General features: G+C 68.6%; 19 protein-coding genes and 8 pseudogenes. 17 read left to right on the plus strand and 10 right to left on the minus strand.

Features of this window, described 5'->3' with window-relative positions; all coding sequences use genetic code 11:
• Window positions 1–462 precede the first annotated feature (462 nt).
• Together istA and istB are read left to right on the plus strand one after the other, a co-directional pair.
• Window positions 463–2184, plus strand: coding sequence for an IS21 family transposase (istA, locus tag AB0950_RS38890; protein ID WP_366780627.1), 1722 nt, complete (start codon window positions 463–465; stop codon window positions 2182–2184).
• Window positions 2159–2930: pseudogene (istB, locus tag AB0950_RS38895) on the plus strand (IS21-like element helper ATPase IstB). The gene istA and the pseudogene istB overlap by 26 nt, the downstream one beginning before the upstream one ends.
• 269 nt (window positions 2931–3199) lie before the next feature.
• On the opposite strand, the gene AB0950_RS38900 reads toward istB, so the two are convergent.
• Window positions 3200–3802, minus strand: coding sequence for a DUF6000 family protein (locus tag AB0950_RS38900; RefSeq protein WP_360160859.1), 603 nt, complete (start codon window positions 3800–3802; stop codon window positions 3200–3202).
• A 312-nt stretch (window positions 3803–4114) separates the two neighbouring features.
• Between AB0950_RS38900 and AB0950_RS38905 the strand changes: the two genes are divergently transcribed.
• Complete coding sequence (locus tag AB0950_RS38905) at window positions 4115–4480, plus strand: DUF4440 domain-containing protein (protein ID WP_366780628.1); 366 nt, start codon at window positions 4115–4117, stop codon at window positions 4478–4480.
• A gap of 56 nt (window positions 4481–4536) precedes the next feature.
• On the opposite strand, the pseudogene AB0950_RS38910 reads toward AB0950_RS38905, so the two are convergent.
• Window positions 4537–4665: pseudogene (locus tag AB0950_RS38910) on the minus strand (AAA family ATPase); the annotation flags it as partial.
• Between the two features lie 102 nt (window positions 4666–4767).
• On the opposite strand from AB0950_RS38910, the gene AB0950_RS38915 reads away from it, so the two are divergent.
• Window positions 4768–5361, plus strand: coding sequence for an NUDIX domain-containing protein (locus tag AB0950_RS38915; RefSeq protein ID WP_366780629.1), 594 nt, complete (start codon window positions 4768–4770; stop codon window positions 5359–5361).
• Between the two features lie 152 nt (window positions 5362–5513).
• A complete protein-coding gene (locus AB0950_RS38920; protein ID WP_366780630.1) occupies window positions 5514–5858 on the plus strand; it encodes a transposase in 345 nt (114 codons plus the stop codon).
• A gap of 220 nt (window positions 5859–6078) precedes the next feature.
• On the opposite strand, the gene AB0950_RS38925 is transcribed toward AB0950_RS38920, so the two are convergent.
• The gene (locus AB0950_RS38925) at window positions 6079–7455 is read right to left on the minus strand and encodes a serine hydrolase domain-containing protein (RefSeq protein WP_366780631.1); all 1377 of its coding nucleotides are present in this window, start codon (window positions 7453–7455) and stop codon (window positions 6079–6081) included.
• 103 nt (window positions 7456–7558) lie between these two features.
• On the opposite strand from AB0950_RS38925, the gene AB0950_RS38930 reads away from it, so the two are divergent.
• Window positions 7559–8254, plus strand: a complete 696-nt coding sequence (locus tag AB0950_RS38930; protein ID WP_366780632.1) for a TetR/AcrR family transcriptional regulator — start codon at window positions 7559–7561, stop codon at window positions 8252–8254.
• A gap of 87 nt (window positions 8255–8341) precedes the next feature.
• Here AB0950_RS38930 and AB0950_RS38935 read toward each other — a convergent pair.
• Window positions 8342–8948 (minus strand): annotated as a pseudogene (locus AB0950_RS38935) (IS701 family transposase); the annotation flags it as partial.
• Window positions 8949–9326: 378 nt separating this feature from the next.
• Between AB0950_RS38935 and AB0950_RS38940 the strand changes: the two are divergent.
• Together AB0950_RS38940 and AB0950_RS38945 are read left to right on the plus strand one after the other, a co-directional pair.
• Window positions 9327–10214 (plus strand): MBL fold metallo-hydrolase, encoded by an 888-nt coding sequence (locus AB0950_RS38940; protein ID WP_366780633.1) that lies wholly within the window; start codon window positions 9327–9329, stop codon window positions 10212–10214.
• 29 nt (window positions 10215–10243) lie between these two features.
• Window positions 10244–10426, plus strand: a pseudogene (locus tag AB0950_RS38945) (MBL fold metallo-hydrolase); the annotation flags it as partial.
• A 275-nt stretch (window positions 10427–10701) separates the two neighbouring features.
• Here AB0950_RS38945 and AB0950_RS38950 read toward each other — a convergent pair.
• Window positions 10702–11505, minus strand: a complete 804-nt coding sequence (locus AB0950_RS38950; RefSeq protein ID WP_366780634.1) for a relaxase domain-containing protein — start codon at window positions 11503–11505, stop codon at window positions 10702–10704.
• A gap of 632 nt (window positions 11506–12137) precedes the next feature.
• Between AB0950_RS38950 and AB0950_RS38955 the strand changes: the two genes are divergently transcribed.
• From AB0950_RS38955 to AB0950_RS38970, 4 genes and pseudogenes are all read left to right on the plus strand, one after another.
• Complete coding sequence (locus tag AB0950_RS38955; protein ID WP_366780635.1) at window positions 12138–12857, plus strand: SMI1/KNR4 family protein; 720 nt, start codon at window positions 12138–12140, stop codon at window positions 12855–12857.
• Window positions 12858–13276: 419 nt separating this feature from the next.
• Complete coding sequence (locus AB0950_RS38960; RefSeq protein ID WP_360160879.1) at window positions 13277–13690, plus strand: DUF3761 domain-containing protein; 414 nt, start codon at window positions 13277–13279, stop codon at window positions 13688–13690.
• 43 nt (window positions 13691–13733) lie between these two features.
• On the plus strand, window positions 13734–14153 hold the full coding sequence (locus AB0950_RS38965; RefSeq protein ID WP_366780636.1) for a hypothetical protein: 420 nt from the start codon (window positions 13734–13736) through the stop codon (window positions 14151–14153).
• 650 nt (window positions 14154–14803) lie between these two features.
• Window positions 14804–14926, plus strand: a pseudogene (locus AB0950_RS38970) (IS110 family transposase); the annotation flags it as partial.
• Here AB0950_RS38970 and AB0950_RS38975 read toward each other — a convergent pair.
• Window positions 14892–15392, minus strand: a complete 501-nt coding sequence (locus tag AB0950_RS38975; RefSeq protein WP_366780637.1) for a transposase — start codon at window positions 15390–15392, stop codon at window positions 14892–14894. The pseudogene AB0950_RS38970 and the gene AB0950_RS38975 overlap by 35 nt on opposite strands.
• 1098 nt (window positions 15393–16490) lie before the next feature.
• On the opposite strand from AB0950_RS38975, the gene AB0950_RS38980 reads away from it, so the two are divergent.
• Window positions 16491–18152: a ricin-type beta-trefoil lectin domain protein gene (locus AB0950_RS38980; protein WP_360160885.1), complete on the plus strand. Its 1662-nt coding sequence runs from the start codon at window positions 16491–16493 to the stop codon at window positions 18150–18152.
• Between the two features lie 130 nt (window positions 18153–18282).
• Here the strand turns inward: AB0950_RS38980 and AB0950_RS38985 are convergent.
• The 3 genes and pseudogenes from AB0950_RS38985 to AB0950_RS38995 all read right to left on the minus strand — a co-directional run.
• A pseudogene (locus AB0950_RS38985) lies at window positions 18283–18964 on the minus strand (IS5 family transposase); the annotation flags it as partial.
• 96 nt (window positions 18965–19060) lie between these two features.
• A pseudogene (locus AB0950_RS38990) lies at window positions 19061–19153 on the minus strand (SAM-dependent methyltransferase); the annotation flags it as partial.
• A 563-nt stretch (window positions 19154–19716) separates the two neighbouring features.
• The gene (locus AB0950_RS38995) at window positions 19717–22764 is read right to left on the minus strand and encodes an amino acid adenylation domain-containing protein (protein WP_366780639.1); all 3048 of its coding nucleotides are present in this window, start codon (window positions 22762–22764) and stop codon (window positions 19717–19719) included.
• A gap of 195 nt (window positions 22765–22959) precedes the next feature.
• On the opposite strand from AB0950_RS38995, the gene AB0950_RS39000 reads away from it, so the two are divergent.
• The 4 genes from AB0950_RS39000 (at window position 22960) to AB0950_RS39015 (ending at window position 24963) form a co-directional block, all read left to right on the plus strand.
• Window positions 22960–23322 carry a DUF1304 domain-containing protein gene (locus AB0950_RS39000; RefSeq protein WP_360160889.1) on the plus strand — a complete coding sequence of 121 codons (363 nt, stop codon included), beginning with the start codon at window positions 22960–22962 and terminating at the stop codon, window positions 23320–23322.
• A gap of 5 nt (window positions 23323–23327) precedes the next feature.
• A complete protein-coding gene (locus AB0950_RS39005; protein WP_360576357.1) occupies window positions 23328–23885 on the plus strand; it encodes a TetR/AcrR family transcriptional regulator in 558 nt (185 codons plus the stop codon).
• A 482-nt stretch (window positions 23886–24367) separates the two neighbouring features.
• Window positions 24368–24655: a hypothetical protein gene (locus AB0950_RS39010; RefSeq protein WP_360576359.1), complete on the plus strand. Its 288-nt coding sequence runs from the start codon at window positions 24368–24370 to the stop codon at window positions 24653–24655.
• Window positions 24656–24708: 53 nt separating this feature from the next.
• Entirely contained in the window at window positions 24709–24963 is a 255-nt protein-coding gene (locus AB0950_RS39015) for a hypothetical protein (RefSeq protein WP_360576360.1), read from the plus strand.
• A gap of 685 nt (window positions 24964–25648) precedes the next feature.
• Here AB0950_RS39015 and AB0950_RS39020 read toward each other — a convergent pair.
• Window positions 25649–25816: pseudogene (locus AB0950_RS39020) on the minus strand (VOC family protein); the annotation flags it as partial.

The following is a 25816-nucleotide window of genomic DNA, read 5'->3' on the forward strand; positions in this document are numbered from 1 at the left end:
TCTCGACAGGCTCCACGGTCTCCAACTCCACGGCGGTGTCAGTCACTTGACGTCTCTCCCATGATCGTCGGATCCGCCGTTAGATTTACACTCCCACAGTCGAGGACGTGAGCGTTCGACGGCAGGAGATTGAGGACGTCGTCGAACGACGCAGCGAACTCGGCTGGAGGCAACTTTGCATCCGAGATGAGCCATTCGTACACCTCGGCAAGCACGTCATAGCCTGTCACAACCACTACCTCCGTCACCCGGCAGACTCACGGTAGGACGTCAGTCCATCAGCGGAGCAAGCCGGGCACCAATGGTTTTCGCAAGGATGGCTCTGGCGGTGTTTGTGGGTTGTCAGTTGTCCGTCTGAGTAAATGTCACCGGCTGGTTAGCTGGGAAGTTGTTCGTGAGAAGTAGTGTCACTCGCGGGGTTGCGGTGGCAAGGTGAATGTGCTCAGTGAAGGAGCACCGCCGATGCCGCCTGGCCAGTCGAAGGTCGAGTTGTACGCCGCGCTGCGGCGAGACGCTCGCGAGGGCATGTCGAACCGGGCGCTGGAGCGCAAGTACCGGGCGGGCTGGCGGACTGTTCAGAAGGCGCTGAGTTCGGCGTGGCCGCAACCTCGGGAGCCGTACGCGCCTCGCCGTTCCAGGCTGGATCCGTTCAAGCCGGTGATCGACCAGATGCTGCTGGCTGATCTGGATGCGCCGAGGAAGCAGCGTCACACGGTGGTCCGGATCTATCGCCGGTTGATCAACGAGCACGCGATGGACGACGTGTCCTACCAGGTCGTGCGCGCCTACGTCGCCAAGCGGAAGCCGGAGATTCGGGTCGAGGCCGGCCGTGGCCCGGCGCAGGTGTTCATCGAGCAGTCGCACCTGGCCGGCGCCGAAGCCGAGGTCGACTTCGGCGAGGTCGCGGTCCGTTTGCGGGGCGAGCTGGTGAAGTGCCATTTGTTCTGCCTGCGGTTGTCGTTCTCCGGGAAGGCGGTGCACCGGGTGTTCGCCTCCGGCGGTCAGGAGGCGTTCTTCGAGGGCCACGAGCACGCTTTCAGAGTGCTGGGCGGCGTGCCGTTCGGCAAGATCCGGTATGACAACCTGAAGGCCGCGGTCGCGTCGGTGCTCGGCTTCACGCGGCGCCGGGTCGAGACCGACCGGTGGACCGCATTTCGGTCCCACTACGGCATCGAGCCGTTCTACTGCACGCCGGGAATCGAGGGTGCCCACGAGAAAGGCGGCGTCGAGGGCCAGATCGGCTGGTTTCGCCGCAACCACTTCGGTTCCCGTCCCCGAGATCGACTCGCTGGCGCACTTGAACATGCTGATCGACGAGTGGGATCTGGCCGACGAGGCCCGGCGGATCGGGACCCGTCCCCGCACGATCGGCGAGCTGTTCGCCGTCGAACGGCCGTCGTTGAAGCCGTTGCCCGTCGAGACGTTCGAGACCGGCCGCTGGTTCACCCACGGGTCGACCGGTTCTCCCAGATCACCGTCCGCACCAACCGTTACTCGGTCCCGACCCGGTTCATCGGCCGCCGGGTCCGGGTCTTGCTGCACGCCTCCGAGCTCGTGGTGTTCGACGGCCGCACCGAGATCGCCCAGCACGAACGGCTGCTGACCAAGAGCGGATCACGGCTCGAGCTCGATCACTATCTCGAAGCGCTGCTGCGCAAACCGGGCGCGCTGCCCGGCGCCACGGTCCTCGAACAGGCCCGGGCCGCAGGCCAGTTCACCCCGATCCACGCAGCCTGGTGGACAGCCGCCTGCAACGCCCACGGCGACACCGCCGGCACCCGCGCTCTGATCGAGGTTCTGCTGCTGCACCGGCACATGCAGCACGACCACGTCGTCGCCGGCCTGGCCGCCGCGCTCCAGGTCGGAGCGCTCACCGCGGACGCGGCCGCGCTGGGAGCCCGCCGCATCGCCGACAACGACGAACCGACCTCGGCCAAGCCACGACGCCGAGCCACTACCGAGGCAGACCGGGCCGTCGCAGCGACCGTCACCTCGCTGACCCAGCGGCGCCTGGCGCAACTGCCCAAAGACACCCGCCCCATGCCTGAATGTCGATCCACGACCAGCTGCTCCCCAGCCGGCGAGCCGCCGTGGCCGCCGCTGGGCGCGCGCCGGCCCCGAGACCTACCCAGAAGCCGAGCAGGAAGAAGCCGCCGCCATGAGCCCTCGCCGCCGGATGAGTGAACAAGCCGCCGAAGCCGCCGTCGACCAGGCATGCCGGGTCCTGCGACTGCCCACGATCCGCAACCAGTTTCCCGACCTGGCGGCCAAGGCCGGCAACGACCAGATGTCCTACCTGGTGTTCCTGGCCGAACTGCTGCTGGCCGAGTGCGACGACCGCGCCAGGCGCCGCTCCGAACGCCGGATCAAGGCCGCCAGTTCCCCCGGGAGAAGTCGCTGCGCGAGTTCGACTTCGATGCCAATCCGAACATCGACTCCGCCGTCGTCGGCTCGCTGGCCACCTGCGAGTGGGTGAAGAAGGGCCTGCCGCTCTGCCTGATCGGTGACTCCGGCACCGGCAAGTCTCACCTGCTCATCGCGCTCGGCACCGAAGCCGCGATGGCAGGTTTCCGGGTGAAATACACCCTGGCATCGAAGCTGGCCAACGAGCTGGTCGAGCCGCCGACGAGAAGATCCTGACCAAGACCATCGCCCGCTACGGCCGCGTCGACCTGCTCTGCATCGACGAACTCGGCTACATGCAACTCGACCGCCGCGGCGCCGAACTCCTCTTCCAGGTCCTCACCGAACGCGAGGAGAACAACTCCGTCGCCATCGCCTTCAACGACTCCTTCGCCGGCTGGGGCAAGACCTTCACCGACCCCAGACTCTGCGCCGCCATCGTCGACCGGCTCACCTTCGGCGGCAACGTCCTCGAGACCGGCACCGAGTCCTACCGCCTCGCTCACAGCCGCGAACTCGCCCGCTAAGCCATCCCCACACCATCCGGACTGCCGTCAGAATTCACCAACATCCAGCCGGCCCGAGGCCACGAACCGCCGTCAACTTTCACGGCCAAACGACGTCAGCATTCACGGTCAAAGCCACCCTTCCTACGACCTGGGTGTCCTTCAAGAGCCCGACCACCTGCTCCACGACGCATCGCGAGCCCAGTTGATCGTGTGCCTCACCGGCATGCGGAAGAGGGGCACCAAGGCCATCGGGACATACCCGCACGACTCCCCGGACGGCAATGGGGTCAGGCGTCGGCGCATTCGTCGATGACGGCGCAGGCGAGGCGGATGCCGCCCAGGTAGGTGGAGATATCGTCATCGCCGTGCATGTGGGGCGCGTCCTGGCACCACTGTGGCCACAAACCGCCCCGCTGCAGGAGGCGACTGGCCCGGTCGCCGTGCAAGAAGGCGTCGGTGTAGGCCAGGGCGCCCATGGCTGTCGGCTGGTCGTAGGCCAGGTCGGGCCGGCGCAGGTAGCGATCCAGATAAGCGGCAAGCAGGTCGGCGTCCCGTGCGGTGCCGAAACTCGCCAACGCCACGCAGTAGGCCCCGCCCGCGCAGCAGACCTCGCTCTCCAGCAGCAGCGCTCCCAGACGCTCGCGGAAGTGGTCACGGCCCGAGACGGCGGCGAGCCATGCCGCGGTGCGCCGCTCGCGCCAGCTGCCTTGGAAGAGGGTGGCGAGCTCGGCGTCGGAGACAGTCTTCGCATCAGCGGCCAGGGCATGAACGAACGGCTCGTACTCCTCCCGCGACATATGAAGTACGGCTCCGCCGAGCTTCAGGTAGCGGCGCGCGGGGGCGCAATAGCGACGGAACAGATGCTGCATCTCAGGGTCGTGGCGGATCACCACCCCATCCTCTCGCAACAGGCACGCAGCTGAGGGCGTGGGCGGAATACGCCTGCGATGATCCCGGGACGGGAGGGACGCCACCTGGGACCCGGGTCGGGTGAGCGGGGTTTCGGCAGCACGCAGCGTTACCGCTCCACGAAAGTTGAGCCAGAGCCTGTTTGGCGGCAGCACTTGTGCATGAGTTCCGGAGGCAGTTGTTGATCAACCCGCCGAGAGATGTTCGCGAGTTTTGACGGCACCGCCGTGCCGTCGCCGCGTCGAGTGATCAATTCGCTGTGCCGTGGCAAGGCGCGTCCGTAGGGTTCCTGCATGACGGATGAGAGTGAGCGGGCCGTGCAGGCGGCCATCGATGGGGAGATGCGGCTTCTTGATCCCGAGGTGCGTGCTTCCCCGGCCCGTGTGCTCGAGCTTCTGGATCCGGACTTCACCGAGATCGGGGCTTCTGGACGCCGGTGGGATGTGGAGTCGATCCTCACGGTGACGAGTGGCGGCTCGGTGTCCCGGGAGTCTCCGGTCACGGTCAGCGAAATGTCCGGAGTCGTCCTTGCTCCGGGCGTCGTTCACCTGACGTACTTCGCCGACAACCAGGGCCGTCGGGCATGGCGGAGCTCTTTGTGGCGTCTGACGGAGACGGGTTGGCGGATGTACTTCCACCAGGGCACTTTGACCGGCTGAGCGGGTGGGACCCGCCACCCGCAAGGGCGGCGGTCGCCCAGCCGACCGGAGTGGCTTCAGCTGGCCGTAGTCGGCGTTTCCGCTCGCGCGCGGGTGCTGGCGACGCAGTAGGAGTCGGTGCCGGTCTCGATGATGGTGCCGTTGAAGGTGAGGCGGTCGACGATGGACGCGCTTATCTGGACCTCATCCTCCGAATCCTGCGGGTGGGCAGCGGCTTCATGTCGTGGACAGGTGTCTTTAACTGCTGCCGTGGGCTGTATGGGAGGGGCTTTGAAGTGTCTGGTCTCGTGAGCACGGATCGCGAGAAGATTGCCCGAGTCGTTGCCTCGATCGAGCCTGCTGACGCCTTGGAGGTAGAGCATCAAGGCGCCGTACTCGATTGGGTCAACTCTGACGCTGAGTTGTATCGACTCGTGCCGCCGGACCTGCCGCCGATGCATCTGGTGTCGTACTTCGTTCCCTTTCATGACACGACGGCTTCGCTGTTGTTGACGGAGCATCGTAAGTCCGGCCTGATCCTTCCCCCGGGGGGTCACCGTGAGGTCGGCGAGATGCCGTGGCAGACAGTGCAGCGAGAGTGTGTCGAGGAACTCGGCATCTCTGCAGCCGCACTGCCTTGGCTCGGCACCGAGCCGCTGTTCGTCACGATCACCGAAACCCAGGGCACCGCGGTGCGTCAGCACACGGACGTGAGTTTGTGGCACGTGATCGAGGTGGCCTGCACCGATCGCCGCCTGCGGCTGGAGCCTGGCGAGTTCGATGGCGCTCGCTGGCTATCGTTCGATGAGCTGCTGTCCGAGCCAGTCGAACGCTTTGATCCGCATATGCATCGGTTCGCTCAGAAGCTGCGCTCAAGACGCGGCTCTAGCCTTCGGCGGTGAGGCGGGCACCGCGGAGTTGTTGGTTCTCGGCGCGGAGTTGGCTGATGCGCTCGTGCGCGAGTGTGAGCCGTTGTCGCAGTGAGTGGTCGCTGGCGCGGGTGACAGCGTCGCGGACGGCGTCCGCGCCACCGCGGAGGTGCCGCAGTCGCTGGATGCCTTCACGCAGTGCTGGTTGGCTCGCGCTAGACGCGGACGTCTACGGCAAGCTGCTGGTGGATGCCGATACGCGGCTGCCGATCGAGTTGTGGGCCGGGCGCGATGCCGAGCAGCCGGCCGCCTGGCTGCGCACGCACCCCGGCGTCAAGGTGGTATGCCGGGACGGCTCGCTGGTCCATCGGCAGGGCATCACCGACGGAGCCCCGGACGCAGTGCAGGTCAGCGACCGTTTTCACCTCTGGCAGGGGCTGTCGAAAGGGGTCTCGGACGTCGCCGCGTACTGCAAAGACACCTGTGGGCACGCGTGGCACAACCTGCCCCCAACAACCCGGAGCCCGTAACAGCGATCCATCCCAGGCAACCCAGGCCGCATGAGCCCCTCGGGGCCCGTCCCCACCCGCTGCCAACCAGCCCCTGCCACCACACCACCCACTCACACCTACGGATGAGAGTGCATCAGCAGTGTGGCGGAGAAGGGCTGTGTCTGTGAGCCGACTGACGCCGGTTCGGAGCGCCGGCAGGGGCAGCCGCTCGGGACCGCCACTGCCTGCCGGCGTTGGATCAGGATGCTTCCGCGACCCGGTTGAAGAGCCGGCCGGCCAGGTCGACGCCTGTGACGGCGCCGTTGGCGTCGCGGGAGAAGTAGCCGCGCTGCCCCATGAGACCGCCCTCGGTGACGATGTACTCGTCGCCGTCGCCGGGAAGGAAGCCGATGTCCGCGGCCGGGTAGTCCGGGGGCATTTCCTCGTCCGATGCCTCGCGGATCTCCGGCTTGATCCCGACCGCCAGGGTGAGACGGGTGCCGTCGGTGGCGATGTCGAGGTTCATGGCGTCGATGTCGTAGCGGCCGACGACCTGTTGGGCCCGTCCCTCGTCGTACGGGACCGGCTCCGCTGTCTTCTCGATGACGCCGAGGTAGTGCTCGAGTGCCCACCGAACGACGGACTGGTTGAAGGGGTAGCCGTCCGGGCCGGCGTTGGCCAGGGAGACCACCGCGAAGTTGCGCTCGGGCACGATGAGCAGCTCGGCAAACTGGCCGTTGCCCGAGCCACCGTGGCCGATCCCGTGCAGGCCGTCCAGGTCGTGCAGGAACCAGCAGATGCCAAAGCCGTCGCCGAGCGTGCTGGCGCGCAGCCCGACCGTCTGCTCCCGCATGCGGTGCAGCTCCGCGGCGGGCAGCACACCTTCGCCGTCGCCGAGTTGGAACCGTGCCCAGCGCAGCAGATCGCTCATCGAGGAGGCGAGGCCGCCGCCGGGGTTGTCGCCGCGCGCACCCTCCTTGAACGCTGCCCAGGGCCGGGCGGGGCGCAGTTCGCCGTCGTCGCCGCGGTTGTGGCCCACGGCGAACCTGCGGACCATCACCTCGGACAGGCCGTACACAGTGTCCGCAAGGCCCACCGGCTCCAGGACGAGTGAGGCCATGGCCTGCTCGAAGGGCAGGCCTGTGACCTTCTCGATGATCCGCCCGGCCAGGTTGTAACCGGCCTGGCTGTAGGAGGCGCGGGCACCGGGCGGCGCGATCAGCGGCAACTGGGGCAGCTTCGCCACGAGCCCGGCCAGGGAGCGGTCGCCCTCGCCGTCGTCGATCAGGTTCCAGTCCAGGCCCGCGGTGTGGTTGAGCAGGTTCAGGACGGTGATCTGCGCCGCGGCCTGCTCGTCGGCGAGCTTCAGCTCGGGCACGTAGCTCCGTACCGGCGCGTCCAGGTCCACCTTTCCCTCGGCGACCAGGCGCATCAGCGCGGTCGCCGTGAAGGTCTTGGACACCGACGCCAGAGGGAACAGCGTCTTCTCGTCGACCGGCAGCGGGTTGCTCAGGCTCGTCACGCCGTGCGAGGCGTAGAGGTCCTGGCCGTCCAGGAGTACCCCGACGGCGACTCCGGGAACGCCGAGCTCCGTGGCCCGCGCCTCGACGAACTCGCGCAGCTTGTCCTGCCCCATTGCTCCCCCTTCGGGTACTTGAACTAAGTACGAGAGGCAGCCTAGGGGCGACTTGAACAAAGTGCAAGAAGGTCATGAACTAAGTTCAAGTAAGGTGGTGGCCATGCCGCGAGAGACCCTGACCGCAGACCGGATCGTCGGTGCGGCCATCGAGCTGCTCGACGACGAGGGACTGGACGGCCTCAACATGCGGAGCCTGGCGAAACGGCTCGGCTCGGCCGCCACGGCCGTCTACTGGCACATCAAGACCAAGGACGACCTGGTCCGACTCGCCGGCGACGCGATCTGGCACGAGGTAGACCTGCCCGATCTCGACGCCACCGACTGGCGTACGGCCGCCACCGCCCATGCCGGCGACATGCACGCGATGCTCACCCGGCACCCCTGGCTCGTCCAGGCGTTCGGCAGCCACCTCCTGCACGGACCCGGCCAGGCCCGGCACAACGACCTCAGCCTCGCCATCTACGAAAAGGCAGGCTTCGCCGCCGCCGACGCGGACCGGGCGGCCGCCACCGTGTTCACCTTCGTGCTCGGCAGCGCGCTCGGCCCTGCCGCACAGGTCTCGCTGAACCGCCGGCTGAGCAAGAACGGCGCAGATGCCGAGAAACTGATGGCCGACGCCATGACACGCGCCACCGAGACCGCAAGGCAATTCCCGCGTCTGCGCGCACGCCTCGACACCACGGCCGCCACAGAGTACGCCGCAGCGCCCGACAGCACCTTCGAGTTCGGCCTTCAGTCCCTCCTCGACGGATTCGAGGCCCGCCTCGCTGCCGACGGCGCCAGTCGGCGAAAGTGAGCGGCGCCCGGCACTGGGACAAAGGACTCATCGCGCTGCTCCGGGGATGATCGGCATGCCCAGGGTGACCGGGGTGCGGTTGCGGTCGCCGGTCCGGCGGTCTTCCAACGTGGCCCGCAGGTGCGGGTTGTCGCCGTAACCTCGTCTCCGGCACCCCATCGGGCAGGTGTGCCGGCGTCCAGTACCCTGGCGACCATTCGGGCAGCGAGCCGGGGCTTGCTGGCGAAGGCAAGGCCGTCGGGGATGCCGGCCGCCCGGCAGCGGTCGGGGTCGTAGATCCACGAGCGCGGCACATACAGGGCCCGGTCGACAGCCGCGCGCCCACGTGCGGCGGAGTAGACCAGGTACACGGCGTCCTGGGAGTTCTCGATGCGGCCGGCCGTACCGGTGTATTGGCGCTGCACGCCGAGCGTCGCGGTGCCCTTCTTCAAGTCTTCGGTCTCGTCGACCACGAGCACGGCCTCGTCGTCGTGGAGCTGCTCGACCACGTACGCGCGCAGATCGTCGCGTACCGCATCGGCGTCCCACTTCGCACGGTGCAGCAGGTGCCGCATGCCGTCCGGGGTGCGATCGCCCGCATGCTCGGCCAGTGTCCAGCAGTTCTTTCTCGGCAGGTCGGACAGCGGGCCCAGGACCAACGCGGTTGCGTGGCACCGCGGTCGACCCGCGCGAAGCGGCCCGCGATGCGGCCCATCAGCTGATCGAACATCGACCGCCACCGGGCAGGTACCACACTGCGACCGGCGGCCACCGCCTGATCTTCGTGTGTCGGCACAGCTCAAGATGATCAACGGTGGTCACAGACGTCTGCGCACCGCCCCTGACCAGCAAGATGACGGTCTACGGCCGGAGCATCAGCACATCAAGGCAATGGCCTTTACCTGCAGACAGCAGCTGAGTATGCCACCTGGACAGAGCACCATTTCCAAAATTGTCAACCGCATATGAAAGAGGCGTCCGAGAACAGCGATTTCCGGCAAAGTCAATAACAATCCGCGATTGGTTATCTCGCCTGGCGCGTGATATTCAATTGGGCGCCAATCTTCACCAGCCTGCGCGGAGGCATCACGCCATGAACGAGCACTCGGCCGACGCCGCTTGGCGCGTCGATCGTCGCTGCACCAACTGCGACGTCGCCCGGCAACTCGCCCCGGAACTGGTCGCCGAGGTCGCCGGCCGCTCCTCGATCGTCCGCCAGCCACAAACCGACGCGGAGGAAAAGACGCTGTACGCCGCGGCATTCGCGTGCCATACGCGATCGATCCGGCACGGCGCGCGCGGACCGCACCCGGCATTTGATCCCTTTCCCCTACGCCTTGCCGAGCACGTGCACCTGTGCGGGCACAACTCGCCGCACACCGCCGGCGCGAACTCCTACCTGCTGCGCCGGCCGGCCGGAAACCTGATGATGATCGACACGCCGCGCTGGAGTTCCGCTCTCGCCACGAAATACGCGGCCCTCGGTCCGATCACCGACGTGCTGCTCACCCATCGCGACCACGCCGCGCACGGCCGTCAATACGCCGACCGGTTCGGCGCCCGCCTGTGGATCCACGAAGGAGACCTGGCCGCCGCGCCAGACGCCGACGGTATTATCCGGGGCACCGAGCCGATCGAGATCGCCGACGGCGTGACCGCGCACCCGCTGCCCGGGCACACCGAGGGCAGCACGCTGTACCTCGCCGACGGCACCTATTGCTTCAGCGGCGACAGTTTCTACTGGTCCCGGACTGACGGCGACATCGCCGTCGCCGAGTCGGTCACCTGGTACTCCATCACCGAACTGGCCGCATCCCTGGCCCGTACGGCACCGCGGGTGCGCTTCGAATGGCTGCTGCCCGGCCACGGTGACCGCAAGCAGCTGCCTGCCGAGGAGTTCGCCCGCCGGATGCACGACCTGGCCACCCGCACCGGAGAACTCTCACCCCGACCCATCGACTTCACAGCACTGCGCTGGTAACTCACTCCGCTCCGCACCGAGGAGAACCGGTGCCGCACCCTGCTCCCGGCGACATCCACATCGCCACAACCAAGACCAACAACGCCTACCTGATCGACGATGACGACGGCCTGACCCTCGTCGACGTCGGCAGCGGAAAAGCCGTCGATGTGCTCCTGCGCACGATGACCGAGTTGGGCCGAGACCCTGCCGACCCGAACCGTATCGTGCTCACCCATGCGCACCCCGACCACGTGAAGGGCGCGACTGCGCTGCGCGAGCACACTTCTGCCCTTGCGTCAGCGGCCGGTTGCGGACGGCCTTGTAGCCAGTGCTCAGCGCCGGGTCGGTGCAGGGAGCGATGTCGTCGAGTCCGACGAACCCCGCTGCACTGTTCTTCTCGTCCCCGGGCGGCGGGACAGCACGGCCTGCCCCGCCCACGGGGACACGAGCACCTCGATGATCCGGGTGCTCGTGTGCCGGTACGGCCGACTGCCCAGTGCGAGGTTCAGAAGACCTCGCGGACCTCCCATGGGTCTTGGTCGGTCTCACGGCCCAGCCCTGCGCATCCCTTGTCCGCCGACCGGCCCACGGCCAGCAGGCCTTCGGGCACGCCCGCGATTTCGAAGTAGCGGCCGCCGGGGCCCGTGCACGCGTTGATCTCGAACCCGAGGTCGCGCAAGTTCTGAGCCAGCCTCGCCCGTCCGACAGCGCCGCACTCGCGGGTCATGCTCTGCTCCTGCAGTGCTTGGCGCTCCGGGCCGCGCAGGATTCCTGATTCGTCGAGTACGCCGACAAGGTAACCGTGCACGTGCAGCAACGGCGGCGGCGCTTCCGACCAGGGTGGGCGCTGCCCGACTGCATGCAGGGCCAGCGCGGCGGCGAGACCTTGGGCCGGGGCAACGTTGCCGATCACTGGCCTGGTCCGGGTCAGGTGCTGCAGGCTGGCGTAGGCGGCTTGCATGAGCACCTGTTCCAGGTCCTCGCGCAAGTCGGCATCCCCCTGGGTCCACACCCAGGACACGGAGGTCGGCGCCACGAACGTCAGGTCGAACGTCTCGCCGTCCGCCCTGGCCGACGCGCCGCTGACCACGTGTTGCCCAGCCACTGCGGCGGTGAGTTCTTTGACGGTCGCCTCGTTGCCCGACTGGAGACCCAGGCTTGCCAGAGCCTTCGCCGAGCCGACCCACATCGTGTGCGGCCGCAGGCCCAGCGGGTCCTCCGATCCTGGGAACGCCCTTGGCGACACTGAGGATTCCGCCGCCAACTCGGCCTCTTCAGCCGCCTTTCTCAACACACGAACCGTCAACACGTCATCTCCTTCGGTCGCAGTCCCGGTGGAGAGGTATCACGAAGGAGGACTGTGCAAGGTGAAGTCGGCGGGTTTCAGGCCTGATGCGGGGGCGGGCCGGACGCTCCGGCTTGGTCGCCGGCCGGCGTCCATGGTGAAGTTCGTCCGGCTTGACGGTCACGGTGGTGTACATGGTCTGGAAGAGGTCCACGCCGCGCGGCACTCCGCGGATGGGCTTGCCCCAGAAGTGGGCGAGTTGAGCGCGCACCCGCTCTGCGTGGTGGGCGAGCCCGACAGCGGTGCGGGGCGGAGCAGGTATCGGGGCGGGTGTGATCCGCTTGGTCATGAGGTGCCTCCATCGGTCACGGGCCCGGCACTGCGGGAGGGGGCCGGACTCGCGTGGCCGGAACCACGGAGCGGTGGGGGGCAAGGCATGCACTCCACACGGGCGGCCGGCGCGAACGCGACATGGCACGCCACGGGCGGGTTCGGAACGTCCAAAAAGCCCCCGGGCACCGCGCAAGGGCGGGTGCCCGTGGGGCGGGCCAGGTGCGCCGGGCGAGCCAGAACGTGACTGGCCCGGTCCGCGCTGGCCAGGCCGCCGCAGGGTGCCGTCTGATGGAGTGTCGGAGGCGGCGGTTAGGGTCTGCGCCATGACGCAGACGTTCGATGTTCGCCAAGGCCTGGAGGACGCGCGCGCGAACCGCGAGGCCGCGTGGCGGTTCGTCCGCGGCTTCGCGCAGGCATGGGTGGAGCCGCTCACCGACGGCGACGGCTTCACCGAGGAGGACCTGGCAGCAGCGGAGGAACGTCTCGGCGTACGCCTGCCGACCGCCCTCGGCGAGATGTACCGGCTGCTCGGGCGGCGCCAGGACCTGACGAGCAACCACGATCAGCTGCTGCACCCGGACCAGCTCTACATCGACACCCACGGCCAGGCGCTGGTCTTTAAGGAGGAGAACCAGGGCGCCTGCTCCTGGGGCGTGCTGCTCACGGATCTCGACCAGGCTGATCCGGGGGTTCATGTTTTGGCGGACCTGGCCGACCGGCACGCCCAGCGGTGGGAGCCGTGGATGGAACGCCTGTCGTGGGGGGCCGTCGAGATGGTGCTGGCGGAGTCCCTGCACGCACCGCAGCACCTGAGCGACTTCCTGTACGAGCCCGACCCCGAATACACGCAGATCCTCGAAGAAAACTGCGAGCAGCTGCCGTTCCCGGCCTACCCGACCAGTGGTCATGAAGGCATCCGCTGGTTTCTCGGCGCGGACGTGCTCCTGCGGGATGAGGACGGCTGCGCGCATGTGAGGGCCCGGACCGAGAACGCTCTCGACGCGGTCCGGGCCCTGCTCCCAGGGGACTGGCTCAACGGATAGATAGTCAGCGCGCCGACTTGGCTCCGCGGAGCGATCGAACCGCGTCATGGGAGTCTCCCCAGTGCACGAGACTCGCCAGCGAGTCGCGCCGAGGAGATGACCTGCGACAGTCCCGCGCTGGCCAGAAGGAGCCCGTCCAGCGGTGCCCGCAGCTGGCGCGATCACCCCGGCTCCGGCCCCGCATCGGCCGGCAACCGGCCCGTATCGGCGCTGGCAGGTGTGCGGCCACCCGGTACGCCTGCCTCTTTGGGTCACAAATGAGTGACTACTACACGGATTCTCCACACGGCCGTCACATTTACCGCTACCTTCTTACTCTCAACACACCTTGGGGGGGACCCATGAGCTACCCGTACATACCACCACCACCGCCACAGCCGCCCGTGCGTACAGCACCGAAGTGGGCGCGGAAGCGGTACGTGCTGCCCGCGATCGGCTTCGCCTTCTTCCTCGGCATCGGCGCCGGTGCCAGCGGCCAGAACAACGGGACGGATGCGAAGCCCGCGGCCGACAAGGTGAAGCCGGCCGTGACAGTCACCGCGACTGCCACGGCGACACAGACCGCGCAGCCGAAACCTGCGCCGACGGTGACGGCGACGAAGACGGTCAAGGTGAAGGTGACCGTGACCGCCCACGCGGCCGCCGCGGACTCGGGCAGCGGCGGGAGTTCGTCCGGCGGGTCGTCCGCAAGCGGCGGCTCCAGCTCGTCGGGGGGCTCCGTCGGTTCCGGGAACGGTGCCACGGCGCTCTGCAACGACGGCACGTACTCGTACGCTGCGCATCATCAGGGCGCCTGCTCGCACCACGGCGGCGTGGCCGTCTTCTACAGGTAGGCGGGCCCATGTCCGACGTGACCGAACCGCCAGCTGCACCACCGTGCCTGAGAACTCGCCTACGTCAGGGAGACGTTGGGCTCATCCTGTCGTCACCGGCACAGCCGGCCTCGTCATCGGGGCGGCCGGCGTCGGGCTGGCGTGGAACCTGTCTGCCGGCGCAACGAGCGCCTCGAAAACGTTCACGTTGAAGGGCACGCTCACGCTGACGGGCGAGTACGAGGGCTACGACGACATCGGTGCCGGAGCCGCCGTCACGGTGTACGACAACGCAGGCAAGGTCATCGCCCAGGGGGCGCTTGGCGTCGGCAAGCCGCACGACGCGGCATGCGTGTTCCACGCGGCCGTGCCTGGTGTGCCGAACGGGCCAAGGTTCTACCAGGTGGAGGTCAGCCACCGAGGAAAACTCACCGTGTCCTCGACAGAAGCGAAGGCCGGCGGGTTCGCCGCCTCCCTCGGCTGAAGCAGCGACGAGACGGGATTTCAGTCGTCGCCCATCGAGTGGGGCTCTCCGGCGAACTGTCTGGACAACTCAAGCCAGCTGCCAGCCGGGCAGCTGGCCGTCGTCGCCCACGTCGGCCGTCATCCGCGTGCCGGGCAGGTCGCTGACGGGGACGCCGACTGCCGCGGCGATCTCGGTGCCCGGGTAGCGCTCGGGCTCGGCGCGCTCCTCCGGCGGGATGTCGGCCGCGACGATCTCGGCCTGGTCGCCGAAGAGCAGCAGGGGCGGACGGTGACGCGCTCGGTGGTGCCGTGCTCACTTCCCTTGGTTTGCACAGAGTCGGTTTCGTGGGAGCAGTCAAGCGGCTTGTCATGAGCGGCCAGGGCACCAGCAAACTCAAGTCCGAACACGTAAGCCAGTTCAGGCAGCACGGCGGCTCGGTGCCGCGGCGGCGCTCCAACTGCCGTAGAGCGTGGCCGACCTTGGGGCGGGGGCGGTAGTTCATTGCTGGCGCCCCCTGGCCGGTGCCGGCTTGAGTGAAGCCGGTGCCTGCGGGCTGGCTCAGAACGAGGATTCGCGTTCTGCCAACTGGCCGCCGTCGTGGGCTCGACCGTTGCCGCCCGGCCCAGGCGGGCCCTGCACAGGCAAAGTGATGGTTTGAGCGCTGCTATGCGATGGCCCACTCAGGTGGGGCACGCGCCCATTACGATCCCCGATGGGAAGCCGGTGACCGTCACACAGCCGCCCAGAGGAACCTCTTCAACCGGATGATCGGCTGTCTGCACCACTGCCTGACTCATGGCGTCCCCTTCGATGAAGCCGTGGCCTTCCCGACAACCCCGCGAGAACCTCACTTGTCGCTCGCTGCTTGACAGTTCTTCCGCATCGGATGTCTTCTTCCCGTCGTCGTATCCCCGCGAAGGGAGGGTGAGCGTGGCGTCCGCCTTCACCGACTGCGAGTCCACGACCCCCGCGCTCTGCACCGGCTGCAGCCCTCAGCCCGGCGGACGGCCTCGCGTAGCCGTTCATGCAGTTCGGCCACCAGCCTCGCATCCCGCCAGCGGACGAAGAAGGCATACACCCGCGTCCAGGCGGGAAGTCGGACGGCATCGCCCGCCAATTGATGCCGTTGTCAACGAGATAGCGCACCGCGTCGATCATCTGCCGATGGCAGTAGCCCTCCGGACGGCCGCCCCGGGCCGCCAACATTCCCGGCACCGGCAGCAGATCCCGCACCAACACCCACTCGGCATCACTCATGTCCGAGCCGTACCGGGCCCGGCGCTCCGGCCGGTCGGCCGCGTTCCCGAACCGATGGGCGAGACAGTCACACCCAGGAGTGGCCGGACTGGACCCGGCAACCACGACCACGCGACACTTCTACGACAGGGCCTCCTGCTTCTCGCTGGACTCGACAACCGCGAGCTACCAAGAGGCCCTTCCTTCATGCCCCGACGTCGACCAACTCACCCGATTCAGGATCCCGTTCGAAGCAGACCGAGCACACGAACGGATAGAGAACGGCCAGTCAAGGTATGTGCGCCGTGCTTCGAGCCGTCGAAGAACCTCCCTGACGTGGTCTGGGCAGCGGGTCGGTACCCGCACACCCACCGCGAAGGCCGCCGCATCTGGGACGGTACTGCGGACTACTTGGCCCCAGGCCCCATCGAGGTGACCGCTGTTCTGGGAAGCGAAGCTCCACCCGGGTGGCCGGCCCTTGCTGTGCACTGCAACGCTGGCCGGTACCCGACAGGTGCGGTCAGTGGGGGGGTGGCCGGGGAGCCGCCGTCGCCGAGCGGAGGAGCGGGGGTGTTCTGCACGGTGTGGTCCTCGAGCACGCCTGTCCCCGGACCTCCCCGCCGACGCGGGGACGTTCCGACGGCGGGTGTGTCGTGCGCGCGGGTCAGCGCGTCCGAGGCACCTCGTCCAAGGCCGAACGCCCTCCGCTTATCGAGCCCCCGGACTTCAGCACCCAAGCCCTTCTCAATCTGTTGCGCAGCCTTGACGGTATTGGTCTGGGCCAATAACGTCTGCCTCGCACAGAACTCCACATGGCTCAACACCACAAATCTTTACCAGAGTTGGTAATGCATCCGCAGGTTGGTGGACGAGAGCCCGGCCGTCCGCTGTAGGCCTGCCTGTCGACGGCAACCCAAGCGCCGGCCGTCGCCCCGTTCGTCGTCATCCAGATCCGCAAGGGCGCGTGCACTGCTCACCGTTGATGGAGATCACCAGAGGCGGCATGGCGAACAGACCCGATCATGTCCTTTTTCGGAGGCTAGACCTATGCAATTACCCCCTGCAAGGGCACAGCGCCGCGGGTGGAAGAGAGCGCTCTCTCTGATTCCCGTCGTCGTGGTGACGGTGGCCGCCACCGTCACCACGACACTGAACGCCCAGGCGTCAGTGCCCCCGGCACCGTCGGGCTTCACGCTCACTTGGAGCGACGACTTCAACGGTGCATCCGGCACCGGCATCGATCAGAGCCTGTGGAAGTACGACACCGGGCCGGGCAGCAACTTCGGCACCGGTGAGATCGAGACGATGACCAACAGCACCTCGAACGTCTACTACGACGGCCAGGGTCATCTGGTGCTCCAGGCCCTGCACTCGGGTTCCGACGCGCGCGCAGGATGGACCTCCGGGCGCGTGGAGACCCAATCGGCGGGCTTCGGAGCCCCGGCGGGCGGTGTCGTACGCATCGAGTCCGTCCTCCAGCAGCCCGACGTCACCACCGCCAACGGCGCGGGCTACTGGCCGGCGTTCTGGATGCTCGGCGCGCCGCTGCGCGACGGTGTGACCTGGCCGAAGTCCGGCGAGGTCGACGTCATGGAGGACATCAACGGCCGCAGCTCCGTCTTCAGCACCCTGCACTGCGGTGTGAACCCGGGTGGACCGTGCAACGAGTCGACCGGCATCGGCTCGGGTGAACGCGCCTGTTCGGGCTGCCAGACCGGCTTCCACGACTACGCGGCGGAGATCGACCGCTCGGTGTCGCCGGAGCAGATCAGGTTCTACCTCGACGGGAACAACTTCTTCACTGTCAACGCCAACCAGGTGGACGCCACGACCTGGGCCGACGCGGTAGACCATCCCTTCTTCATCATCTACGACCTGGCGATCGGCGGCGGCTTCCCGGACGCCTTCGGCGGGGGCCCGAACGCGTCCACGGTCTCCGGCGGCAAGCTCGTCATCGACTCGGTGGCCGTCTACAACAAGGCGCCCGGCTCCGGAGGCGGTGGTGGTGGCGGTTCGGTGAGCGGCCAGACGATCACCGGACCCGGCGGCAAGTGCGTGGATGTGTCGGGTGACGACACCGGCGGCGACGGCACCGCGGTACAGCTTTGGGACTGCCAGTCGGCGGCCAAGGACCAGCACTGGACCTGGAGCGGCCAGACCCTTCAGACCCTCGGCAAGTGCCTGGACATCGCCGGCGGCAACAGCGCCGCCGGTACGAAGCTGCAGCTCGCCACATGCAACAGCGGCGGCTACCAGTCATGGGTGCGGCAACCCGACGGCTCACTGCGGAACCCGACCAGCGGCCGGTGCATCGACTCGCCGTCGGGTGCCACCGCGAACGGCACACGCCTGCAGATCTGGGACTGCAACGGCTCCGCCGCCCAGAAGTTCGCCATCGGTACCCCGATCTACGGACCTGGCGGCAAGTGCGTGGACGTGGCGGGTGACGACACCGGCGGCGACGGCACCGCAGTCCAGCTCTGGGACTGCCAGCAGGCCACGTCGCTCGACCAGAAGTGGACTTGGAACGGCCAGACCCTGCGTACGCTGGGCAAGTGCCTGGACATCGCAGGCGGTGTGAACGCGGCCGGCACAAAGCTTCAGCTGGCCAACTGCAACGGCGGCGGCTACCAGAATTGGGTCGCCAACGCCGACGGCTCGATGTCCAATCCGACCACCGGCCGGTGCATCGACTCGCCATCGGGTGCCACCGCGAACGGCACACGCCTGCAGATCTGGGACTGCAACGGCTCCGCCGCCCAGAAGTTCTCGCTGGCATGAGCAAGCGGAGCCCTGTCTGAATCAAGACCGGGCACATCGACGGGCCGCACCTCAACCGGTGCGGCCCGTCGGCGTATCGCCGCTGCGCAGGTGATCCACTGAGGCCTTCTCCTGAGGGCCTTCGCTTGGATCATCGTGCTGACCAGAGGAAGATGCCGGCGACGTGGAGTCCGGCCAGGTAGAGGGGCGCGGTCTTCTCGTAGCGGGTAGCGGTGCCGCGCCGTTGCTTCCGGCGGTTGATACACCACTCGACGGTGTTGCGCTGCCTATAGGCCTCGCGGTCGAAGGCTGGCGGCCGGCTGCCGCGTCGCAGCCGGTGGCCCCGCTGGTCCGCCGGGGTGGGGATCACCGCCCGGATGGCGCGCTTGCGCAGGTGGTCGCGGATCGCGCGGGATGAGTAAGTCTTGTCCGCAAGAACCACGTCGCGTCTGGTGCGGGGACGGCCACGCCGTCGGGGAACGCGCAGGCGGGCCATGACGTTCGGAAAGGCGGGCGCGTCGCCGACCTGTCCCGCGGTGAGAACGAACGCCAGAGGCGGGCATCGGGCATCGGCCGCGAGGTGGATCGTCGTAGTCAGCCGCCCCGGGATCGACGATGGCGTGGTCGGCAGGTTCACCCCGGTCCGGGCCCCTTTTGCGAGCCCCGGCAGCGTGCTGGTGAGCGCGCACGATCGTGGAGTCCACCAGCATGGCCCAGGCCAGGTCCTCGTAGGCGACGGCCTGGGCCATCAGCGCGGTGCACACCCGCTCCCAGGTGCCGTCGACGGCCCACATCCGCAACCGGTTGTAGACGCCCCGCCAGTTGCCGTACTTCTCTGTGTCGGGGTCGAAGGTGAGGACGACGATCCGCTGCCGGGCGATGCGGAGGAGTTCGCCGATGCCGGCTTCCAGGTCGCTCGAGTGGTGCGCGGTCAGGAGGGCCATCGCCGCATCGGCCGAGTCGTCGGCCAGAGGGATCGACTCTGCGGATGCTTCCAGGGCCGTGCGGATCCGGCTGGGCATTGGGCGATCACCACTGAGCTGGGTTCAACAGCCAGTACCGTGTGTGACGGTTCGTAGGAGCCGGTTCCGGCTCCTACGTTGTTGACAGTGGTGGAACCACCGACGGCCTGATGAATCCTGGCGGCGATTCGGGGGGCCGGTCGCCGGGTGTCGGCGTAGGTCGCACCGATGCTGTTGTAAGTCGCCACAACGCACGGTGTGCGCTTCCCGCTGACACCGGGAGGAGTTCGCAGCGTTGTCAGCTCTCATCGACAATTTTCGAGCTGTCCGATCGCCAACTGCTACACGAAACCGTCGATAAACGTTGCCCGCTTCCACTGACGAAACCAGGCCACCGGCACCACGGCCTACGGAGCGGTCGGGGCGGTCTTCTTAAGGGGGCGGCCCGGGTCCGGCGCATACGGCGTGCACGGCACCCGCGGGAGGGCGGCCGGGGTCTGTGGCTGGTCGACCGGCTCGCCGACCGGCGGAGCGCGACGCGGGTCAACACGGGCGCACGGTGATCTTGTGCGAGCAGGACTTTCCCCCGGCCCTCGACTGACGTGCCGACGGTGACGACCGCCTCACGCCGGACCGCTGCTCGACAGGGCGCTCTCGCCCCGCTCGCTGCCGGGCCCCATGGCCTGGCGTACCAGTGCAGCCACGTGTCCCAGCGTCGGTTCTTCGATGATCTCGTGCAGTCCGGACATGAAGGCTCTCTCTCCTGCCTCTGTCAGCAGCGTGCGACCGACCCCGGCGAGCATCGAGAGCAGCGCCAGTGAGTCCCCGCCCAGCTGGTGGAAGTCGGCCTGTTCGTCAAGCCGATCCGCCGGGACGCCGAGAACCCCGGCCCACACGGTCGCCACCGTCTCGACGACCGGGTCGGTGAGCGCGGTCACGGTGGGCGCCGTCGGGCCGGGTGCGGCCACGGGGTCGGGCAGGGCGCCGGCGTCCACCTTGCCGCTGACCGTGTAGGGCAGCTCGGACACGGTCAGGACGGCCGACGGCACCATGTAGGGCGGCAACAGACCGGCCGCGTGGTCCCTCAGTTCCGCAGTGGTGACGACCGCACAGGTGAGGACGTAGGCGTAGAGCGCCTTGCCCGACCCGCCGGGTCCGGTCCTGGCCACCACTACCGCCCGGTCCACCGCAGGATGACGCTCCAGGGCCCGCGCCACCTCCGCCGGCTCCACCCGGTGGCCGCGCACCTTGACCTGGTCGTCGTTGCGGCCCAGACAGGTCAGCTCGCCCGAGGGCAGGATCCTGGCCAGATCCCCGGTCCGGTACACCCTGGTGCCGTCCGCCAGGCGGACGAAACGCTCGGCGTCCAGATCGGGGCGGCCCAGGTAGCCGCGGGCCAGCTGCACCCCGCCCAGGTACATCTCCCCTATCTCTCCCTGCGCGACGAAGCGGTGCCTGTCGTCCAGCAGGTGCACCGTGGTGTTGTACGAGGGAAGCCCGATCGGCACGGCGGCCTCGGCGCCGTCCGCCGCCGCGTCGAAGACGTGCGCTGTGCATCCGACGGTCGCCTCGGTCGGGCCGTACTGGTTGATGATGCGGCAGCCGTCGCCGAACAACCGCTGGGCCTTGGCGGCGACCTCGACGCGCAGCTGCTCGCCCGTGACGATCACTGCGGTGAAGCCCGCGGGGCGGACGTTCAGCTGGGTGATCAGGTCGAGGTGGGAGGGGGTGAGATTGAGCATCGTGGCACGCGACCGCTCCAGCAGGTCACGCAGGGCCAGGTGAGTCATCGGGCCGGGCACCAGCACGATCGAACCGCCGGTCATGGCCGGGCCGAAGACCGACGTCATCGAGACGTCGAAGGACAGGGAGGTCATCAGGGAGAGCCGGGAGCAGGGGCCGATGCCGAAGGTGTCCACGGCCCAGTGCAGATAGTTGAGCAGGCTGCCGTGTTGGATCTGTACGCCCTTGGGCCGGCCCGTGGAACCGGAGGTGTAGATCACGTACGCCAGATCGTCCGGCCGTGACTGAACGGCGGGGAAGTCAGGCTGCGCGGGGGCGGCGCGCGTGAGCTCGTCGAGCGGCAGCGGCGCGCAGCCGGGCGGGAAGGCGGCCCTCCCGCCCTGGCCGGGCTGGACGAGACAGTGGCGCACCCCGGCATCGGCCAGCACGTCGGCGACCCGGTGGTCCGGGTGCTGGGGGTCCAGGGGCAGAAATGCCGCCCCCGTCCTGACCACTCCCCAGATGCCGGCGATCGCCTCCGGCGTCCGGTCGGCGAGGACTGCGACGACGGAGCCCCGTCCGGCACCGTGGCGGGTCAGTTCATGGGCGACGGCATCGGCGCGCCGGTCGAGTTCGCGGTACGTGACCTCGCCCTCGGGACCACTGAGCGCGACCGCGTCCGGGGTGCGCCGCACCTGCGCGCGTATCAGTTCCGTCAGGCTCGTCGACTCCACCTCGCGGGCGGTGAGGTTGCCATGCCACGAACGGTCCCGGGAAGGGGACAGCGCCTCCTCCACCGTGTCGAGCAACTCCTCGGCGCGCTCGGCGACCCCGGGTGCGTCCAGCCAGGTCACCGTCGCCTGGGTGTGGTCGCCGACGTCCATGAGGTCCACGGCCGGCGGGGTGCCGGGGCCCACTCCGCCCAGGGCGTACATCGCGGTCGCCCGGAAGCTCGCGGTGCTGAAGTCGGCGAGGTCGAAGGCCCCGAGGTGGGTGAGGAAGCCCAGAGCGCTGTAGCGGTCCGAACGGGCGGCGGCGCGGGACACCGCGCGGGACAGCAATCGCAGCAGCGGCAGCGGCGTCCGCAGCGTCCAAGGGGCGGCGCGCATCGCCATCTCACCGTCCTGCGCGAGAGCGCTCAGCAGGCCGCGGTGCACCTCCTCCCAGCCCTGGCCGCTGTCCACGCCGAGAACCAGCGCCTGCGAGAGCCACGCCGTGGACCTCAGGTCCGGGGCGTGCCGGCGCAGGTCCACCGGCACGAAGAAGCTGCCCCGGCCGTCCGGTCCGTAGGCGGCGGCGAGTGCGGCGGCGACCTTGGCGGTGGCGGCAGGGTGCCTGCCGGAAACGGTCCTGGTGCGCCACATCGCCCTGCGTGCGGTGGGGGGTACCGGGCCGAGCGGCGAAGGCCAGGTGAGCGCGGCGGCGGCGGGCGGGATCGGGGGAAGCCCCTGCGGACGAACGCCGTGCATCAGTTCGAGGCTGTTGATCGGCGATGGAGCACCCAGCGGCTCCTCGCCGCGCAGGGCGCGGAAGACGTCGGCGCCCCACAGCGCCAGTCCCCGCGCGTCCGTCGCCGCGTGCCGTCCCCGCAGGACGAGGCAGGCCGGGTCCGCGGAAAAGAGCAGGACCTCGAAGGTGTGCCGCGGATCACCGGCCCAGGTGTGCAGCGCGGGGTGGTCCGGGCGCCGCCGGTCCAGGGGGCCGCCGTCCACCACGTGCACGGACGGAGCGGACCCCGCGTCCACCCACGCCTTGCCCCGGCGGACGATCCGTGTGCCGGGGCAGGCGCGCGCGGCGACGGTCACGGCGCGACGGACGTCCCCGGCGTCCAGGGCGCCCGTGCCCTGAATCACGTACTGGACGTCGTGCGGGGTGGGCAGGCCCAGGTAGAGCCACTCGGCGGGGGTGACGGCCCGCCGGTAGGCGTGGCTCGAGGCAGCTTTCCTCATCGTGTCTCCAGGCGGATTCCGCAAGCCGGAACGGCAAGCCTGAGCATCATCCGCGCCGGACCGCTAGGGAAACCTCCAGCCTCGGCGGGGCTCGGTCAAGAGGACTGCGGGATCAGGTCAAGCCCGTGGAATACATGGACACCTGTCCATCTAAGATGGGCACCTGTCCATGATCGTACTGTGTGAGGAGTCCGGATGGAGACGGTCGCGAACGTTCTGGTGGCTCTGGTGGCAGCGCTGCACGCCTACTTCCTCGTGCTGGAGATGTTCCTGTGGGAACGGCCGCCTGGCCGCGGACTCTCCGGCTTCGACGCGGCCATGGCGCGGACGACGGCCCCGCTCGCCGCCAACCAGGGCCTGTACAACGGCTTTCTGTCCGTGGGCCTGCTCTGGGCTCTGGTCGCGGACGACCCCACGGGCTTCCAGGTCCAGGTCTTCCTTCTGCTGTGCGTGGTCGCGGCCGGGATCTACGGCGGCCTTACCGCCAGTCGGCGCATCCTTCTCGCCCAGGCCGTTCCCGGCGTACTGGCGCTGGCCGCGGTCCTGCTCGCGCGGTGAGGGGAATGCCGCAGGACCCCCGCGCGGCGCGGACGCGGGCCAGGCTGGGCCGGGCACTGCTCCAGGAGTGCACCCAACGGCCCCTGGCGGATGTCACCGTCGCCGCCGTGGTGCGCCGGGCCGATGTCGCCCGAGCCACCTTCTACCTGCACTACCCCGATCTGGAGACGCTGGCCGTCGACGCCTGCGCCGACGTCGTCCGGGACGCCGTGGACGCCCTGCACGCCTGGCGCGGCACGCCCGACCCGGACCGTCCCCCGGCCGACCTCTGCGCCTTCTTCGACCGGATCGCCGCCCACACCGGGCTCTACCGGCAGCTGATGGGACCGGGCGGCAGCGGCCCGCTCGGCCATGTGCTCCACCGGGACCTGCGCGCCCGCAGCCGTACCGAACGGGCCCTGACCGGCGCGCCCTTGCCGGACCTGGTCGCCTCGGCGGTGGCGGCGACCTTCGTCGGCATCCTCGCCGACTGGCTGCACGGCGTCCTCGACGCCCCTCCCGCCGAGATCACCCATCAGGTCTGGCGCATGCTCGTCCACCTGCACCGCGTTCCGGCGCCCTGACGGCGCGACACGCGGTCCGCGGCCGATCGCCGTCTGCCACTGGCTCAGGAATCCTTATGCGACGCGGCGAGATGTCGGTCGCAGGATGTTGGTCAGACGACGGCATCAGGGTGGTCGACTTCTTGCGGGAGCCGCCCAAGGACCGGGGCGACGCAGGCGGTGGGGAGCGACACTCGTGCCCACGGACCGGCCCGAGCCGCGGGCGGAGGGCCGGGAGACCGATGGGAAGCAGGCTTCTGTGCCGCGGCCGTGAGGCCGTCCGCTGCCGAGCGACACCGCCTTGGCCAAGGCGATCGGCTCTTCTCATACCTGCGCGAGTACGACCCGGGCAGGGGTCGAAGTGCGGGCCGCGTGCTGCGGTGAGTGGGGCGCAGTCGGCGCGGCCGCTCGGGATCCCCGAGGCCGCCCTTGTAGCCATAGGAGGCGGGATCCGCTGGGGTGCCCAGCAACGGTTCAGCTACCGGGCGTCCGACGGACTCCAGTTGGACGGCCTGCTGATCCTGCCTGCCGGCCGGACTCGGGACGACGGTCCCTTCCCGCTTGTCACCCTGGTCCACGGCGGCCCATACTCCCGCCATGCCGACGAGTTCGCTATCACTGTGGTCGACTGCGGCCAGTGGCTGGCGACGGCCGGATACGCGGTGGCCGTCGGCCAAGCCGAGCGGTTCAAGGCCGCCATGATGGGTGCCGGCATCAGCGACTGGGGCATGCAGGCCGGGACCGGCGACGACGGAAAATACAGAATTCCGGCTGGAGTACCAGCCGCGTGATCGGCGCAGTCACATGATGCGCTCGGATCACGCAGGGCCGCTATTGTCCACACGTGCAGATCTTCGTCAGCGCGCTCTTCGGCGTGATCGCCCTGTGCAACTTGATACAGGTGATCGTAGGCCGTCAACTGGTCGGGCGGTCCCCAAGCCGACGCACAGGCGGTCCGTTGCGCTGGCAATCCGCTGCAACAGCCATCGTGGGCGCGGGCGGTATGGTCATGGCCGTCGACAAGGGATGGGGTTTTGCCCTACTTCTCTTGGGCTTCCTAGCCCAAGAACTTGTACGGCGGAGCGCCCCTCAGCAATGACCACTTCTGAGGCGAGGCACATTGGTCCCGTCGCCCCCCGGGACTGGCTGGTCTCGCTTGGGCACGTCGAGCGCCGAGATTGGATCTGTAGCCGAAGAAGTCAAGGGCCAGGTCCTCGGTCAACGCCGTGAGTTGCGGCTTAGCTGTCGTCGGTTGTCAGCGTCGTCCTTGAGCACCCTTTGACGGCCCCAGGGCGGCTGCTCAACTGGTGATGTCAGGACAGTGGATACTCGCTGGTCTGCGTGGAGGTATCTATTCACTTTCGTCGAGTGCGGGGTCGCTGTCCTCGATATGGCGGGCGGGGTGTGTCCCTGGCCCATGAGGCCGACGGCCCGCGGCATCGGCTGGGCGCCCTTCAGCCTAGCCATGTCGGGGGCGGGCCCCAGGCGGAAACACCGGGCTGGGGCTTGCCGGAGAAGCTGTGGGGCAGGAAGCCCACCGGTGAGGGACCTGGGCTGTGCTGGACGACGCAGCCGGACCACACCACCAGCGGGTAAGGCCGGTCATCCTCGCTATGCCCAGCAGTTTGCGTGCATGGTGATCCGGGCCTTGTAGACGACCGCGGCGCGGATGTGCGGCCGACAGGTCGCACGCTGTCCGGCCCCGACGGCCAGGCCGTGCAGCCTCGCGTTGCGCCGCGGTCGCGCGGAGGGGAAGCTTCGTCACTCCGCAGACCGTGGCCGCCTCAGGCCAAATCTGCTGCGGTGATGCCGTCGGGATGTCCGGACGGCCACTCCACCAACTCGATCCGGTAACCGTCCGGGTCCGTGAGCCACGACGTCTTCGGGCCGTGAGCGCCGCCCGGGTACTGGAGGGGTTCGGGCCCCAGGCCGGCTTCGGTCAGCGTCGCCAG

The organism is Streptomyces sp. NPDC007189 (assembly GCF_040703635.1).
Taxonomy (GTDB): Bacteria; Actinomycetota; Actinomycetes; order Streptomycetales; family Streptomycetaceae; genus Streptomyces.

What these genes read in the sequence shown, in the direction of transcription:
- AB0950_RS38940 (WP_366780633.1), top strand. Translation starts at nt 9,327, where the DNA reads ATGAACGAGCACTCGGCCGACGCCGCTTGGCGCGTCGATCGTCGCTGC.
- AB0950_RS39000 (WP_360160889.1), top strand. Translation starts at nt 22,960, where the DNA reads ATGGAGACGGTCGCGAACGTTCTGGTGGCTCTGGTGGCAGCGCTGCAC.
- AB0950_RS38995 (WP_366780639.1), bottom strand. Translation starts at nt 22,764, where the DNA reads ATGAGGAAAGCTGCCTCGAGCCACGCCTACCGGCGGGCCGTCACCCCC.
- AB0950_RS38920 (WP_366780630.1), top strand. Translation starts at nt 5,514, where the DNA reads ATGCCTTCACGCAGTGCTGGTTGGCTCGCGCTAGACGCGGACGTCTAC.
- AB0950_RS38955 (WP_366780635.1), top strand. Translation starts at nt 12,138, where the DNA reads ATGACGCAGACGTTCGATGTTCGCCAAGGCCTGGAGGACGCGCGCGCG.
- istA (WP_366780627.1), top strand. Translation starts at nt 463, where the DNA reads ATGCCGCCTGGCCAGTCGAAGGTCGAGTTGTACGCCGCGCTGCGGCGA.
- AB0950_RS38930 (WP_366780632.1), top strand. Translation starts at nt 7,559, where the DNA reads ATGCCGCGAGAGACCCTGACCGCAGACCGGATCGTCGGTGCGGCCATC.
- AB0950_RS38905 (WP_366780628.1), top strand. Translation starts at nt 4,115, where the DNA reads ATGACGGATGAGAGTGAGCGGGCCGTGCAGGCGGCCATCGATGGGGAG.
- AB0950_RS38925 (WP_366780631.1), bottom strand. Translation starts at nt 7,455, where the DNA reads ATGGGGCAGGACAAGCTGCGCGAGTTCGTCGAGGCGCGGGCCACGGAG.
- AB0950_RS39005 (WP_360576357.1), top strand. Translation starts at nt 23,328, where the DNA reads ATGCCGCAGGACCCCCGCGCGGCGCGGACGCGGGCCAGGCTGGGCCGG.
- AB0950_RS38975 (WP_366780637.1), bottom strand. Translation starts at nt 15,392, where the DNA reads ATGAGTGATGCCGAGTGGGTGTTGGTGCGGGATCTGCTGCCGGTGCCG.